Origin of the sequence: Stenotrophomonas sp. GD03777, from assembly GCF_029842485.1 — a bacterium.
GTDB lineage: Bacteria > Pseudomonadota > Gammaproteobacteria > Xanthomonadales > Xanthomonadaceae > Stenotrophomonas > Stenotrophomonas sepilia.
In genome coordinates, this window is record NZ_JAOCGL010000209.1 from 1 (window position 1) to 2508 (window position 2508).

3 protein-coding genes are annotated in these 2508 nt (G+C 68.5%); 1 reads left to right on the top strand and 2 read right to left on the bottom strand.

Annotated elements, in window-relative coordinates:
• Nucleotides 1-89 precede the first annotated feature (89 nt).
• Nucleotides 90-797: a YceI family protein gene (locus tag N5E02_RS20790; protein WP_005415047.1), complete on the bottom strand. Its 708-nt coding sequence runs from the start codon at nt 795-797 to the stop codon at nt 90-92.
• Between the two features lie 86 nt (nt 798-883).
• Entirely contained in the window at nt 884-1474 is a 591-nt protein-coding gene (locus tag N5E02_RS20795) for a malonic semialdehyde reductase (RefSeq protein WP_279946721.1), read from the bottom strand.
• A 126-nt stretch (nt 1475-1600) separates the two neighbouring features.
• Here N5E02_RS20795 and N5E02_RS20800 point away from each other — a divergent pair.
• The coding region (locus N5E02_RS20800) for a mitochondrial fission ELM1 family protein (RefSeq protein WP_279946722.1) at nt 1601-2508 on the top strand (908 nt) is incomplete at its 3' end.

Here is a 2508-nt window from a genome sequence, read left to right on the forward strand (position 1 = left end):
GGCATCGGGCACCTCGCATGCAGAACCCAAAAAGAAGGCCCGCTTTTCAGCGGGCCTTCTGCCTTCTCACGACGAGTGAGCTGGGTGCATCAAGCGGCCGGCTTTTCGCCGGTGGCTTCGGTGGTGATGCGGATCTTCACTTCATCGCTGACGTTCGGGGCGTAGGCGCCGACGCCGAAATCGCTGCGCTTCAGGGTGGTGGTGGCATCGAAGCCGGCGGCCGGAACCTTGGCCATCGGGTGCTCGCCGCCGCCGTTGACGGTGACGTCCAGGGTGACCGGCTTGGTGATGCCCTTGATGGTCAGGTCGCCGGTGACGGTCAGCTTGTTGGTGCCGGCCGCTTCCACCTTGGTGCTCTTGAAGGTGGCATCGGCGAACTTGGCGGCGTCGAAGAAGTCGGCGCTCTTCAGGTGCTCGTCGAACTTGGCGGTGAAGCTGTTCAGGCCGCTCAGCGGCAGCTTCACTTCCACGGTGGACTTGGTCACGTCTTCGGCGTTGTACACCAGGGTGCCTTCGACGTTGCCGAAGTGCGCGCTGGGGTTGGAGAAGCCGAAGTGGCTCCACTGCGCCAGCACGTCGGTGTGGCTCGGGTCCAGCTTGTAGGTGCCCGAGGCGATCTTGATCGCTTCAGCAGCTGGCGCGGCAGCAGCGGCATCAGCCGCCGGGGTGGCAGCCTGCTCGGTGGTGGCCGGGGCGGCGGCATCGGCAGCCGGGGCAGCGGTATCGGCCGGCTTGGAGCAGGCGGCGATGGCCAGGGTCAGGGCCAGCGGCAGCAGCAGTTTACGGGTGGCGCTCATCTGAGGAACTCTCCGGATCGTAGGGTGGGTACACGGTGCAGCAATGGCCCGCCGCGGAACAGCGGGCCCGAAACCGATACAGCGACTTACGCGATGCGCGCCGCTTCGTCGAACGACAGGCGCGGCAGGCGCGGGAACAGGCCCGCCGGGTCACCGTAACCCAGGTTGACCAGGAAATTCGACTTGATGGAGGTGCCGGCGAAGAAGGCTTCGTCGACGTTGGCCGGGTCGAAACCGGACATCGGGCCGGCATCCAGGCCCAGCGCGCGCGCAGCCAGGATCAGGTAGGCACCCTGCAGGCTGCCGTTGCGGATGGCGGCTTCGTGGCGGCCTTCCTGCGGGCCATCGAACCAGGCCTTGGCATCGGTGTGCGGGAACAGGTACGGCAGCTTCTCGTGGAAGTCCAGGTCGAAACCGATGATGACGGTGACCGGCGCAGCCATGGTCTTGGCCAGGTTGCCTTCGGACAGCGCCGGGGCCAGCTTGTCCTTGGCCTCCTTCGAGGTGACGAAGACGAAGCGCGCCGGCGTGGTGTTGGCCGCGGTGGGGCCCCACTTCACCAGGTCGTACAGTTCCTTCAGCAGGCTCTCGGGGACCGGCTTGTCGAGGAAGGCGTTCTGGGTGCGGGCCGTACGGAACAGCTGGTCAAGGGCAGCGGCGTCGAGCGCGTGGGACATCGGTGGATCTCCAGGGCGGCGAAAGGAAGTCAGTGCCCGCGGGCGGCGCGGGGCGAAACGACGAGCCGCAGTGTAGAGTGTCGCGACTGTTGCAACACCCAGCAGGGCTGAAACGAATTAATGCCAATGGTGAAACGATCGAGCGCGCCATGGACGGTCACTGACGGCCGTGCGGGCAATGTCCGCCAGGCGGTCGCGCTGGCCTCGGCACTGCGCCAGGGCACCCACCGACCGCTGCTCCTGCAACCGCGCGCACCCTGGCGCTGGCTGTCGCCGCGGCGGCTGCCTGGCGATGTGAATGGCTACGGCGAGGCCTTGGCGACGCTGGCGGCTGAGGCGCCGGCACTGGCGATCGGCTGTGGTCGCCAGGCGGCCGGTGCCCTGCGCGTGCTGCGTGCACGCGGCAGCCAGGTGGTGCAGATCCTCGACCCGCGCATCGGCGCCCGCCATTGGGACGTGGTGGTGGTGCCCGAACACGACGCCCTGCGCGGCAGCAATGTGCTGACCCTGCTCGGCAGCCTCAACCCGGTGGACGACGACTGGCTGGCCTGGGGTCGCGCCGCGTTCGCCGGCTTCAGCACCCTGCCCGGTCCGCGCACCGCACTACTGGTGGGCGGGCCGACGCCGCTGGCGCCGTGGGACGAGACGGCGATGGTCGGTGTGTTCCAGGCGCTGGCCGAGCAGATCCGCAGCGAAGGCGGCAGCCTGCTGGCCACCACCTCGCGACGCACGCCGCCGGCCCTGGCCGAGATCCTGCGCGCGAAATTCGCCGACCTGCCGCACGTGATCTGGGGCGACGGTGGCGACGGTACCAATCCCTATGGTGGCCTGCTCGGCTGGGCCAACCGCGTGGTGGTCTCGCCCGATTCGGTGAACCTGCTCTCTGAAGCCTGCGCCACGCGCATGCCGGTGATGGTGGCGCTGGCCGATACCGCGCAGGGCCGGCTGGCCCGGTTCCAGCAGCAGCTGCGCGAACGCGGGCGCTTGCAGCCGCACTGGTTGGACTGGCAGTACGACCGCATCGAGCCGCTGCG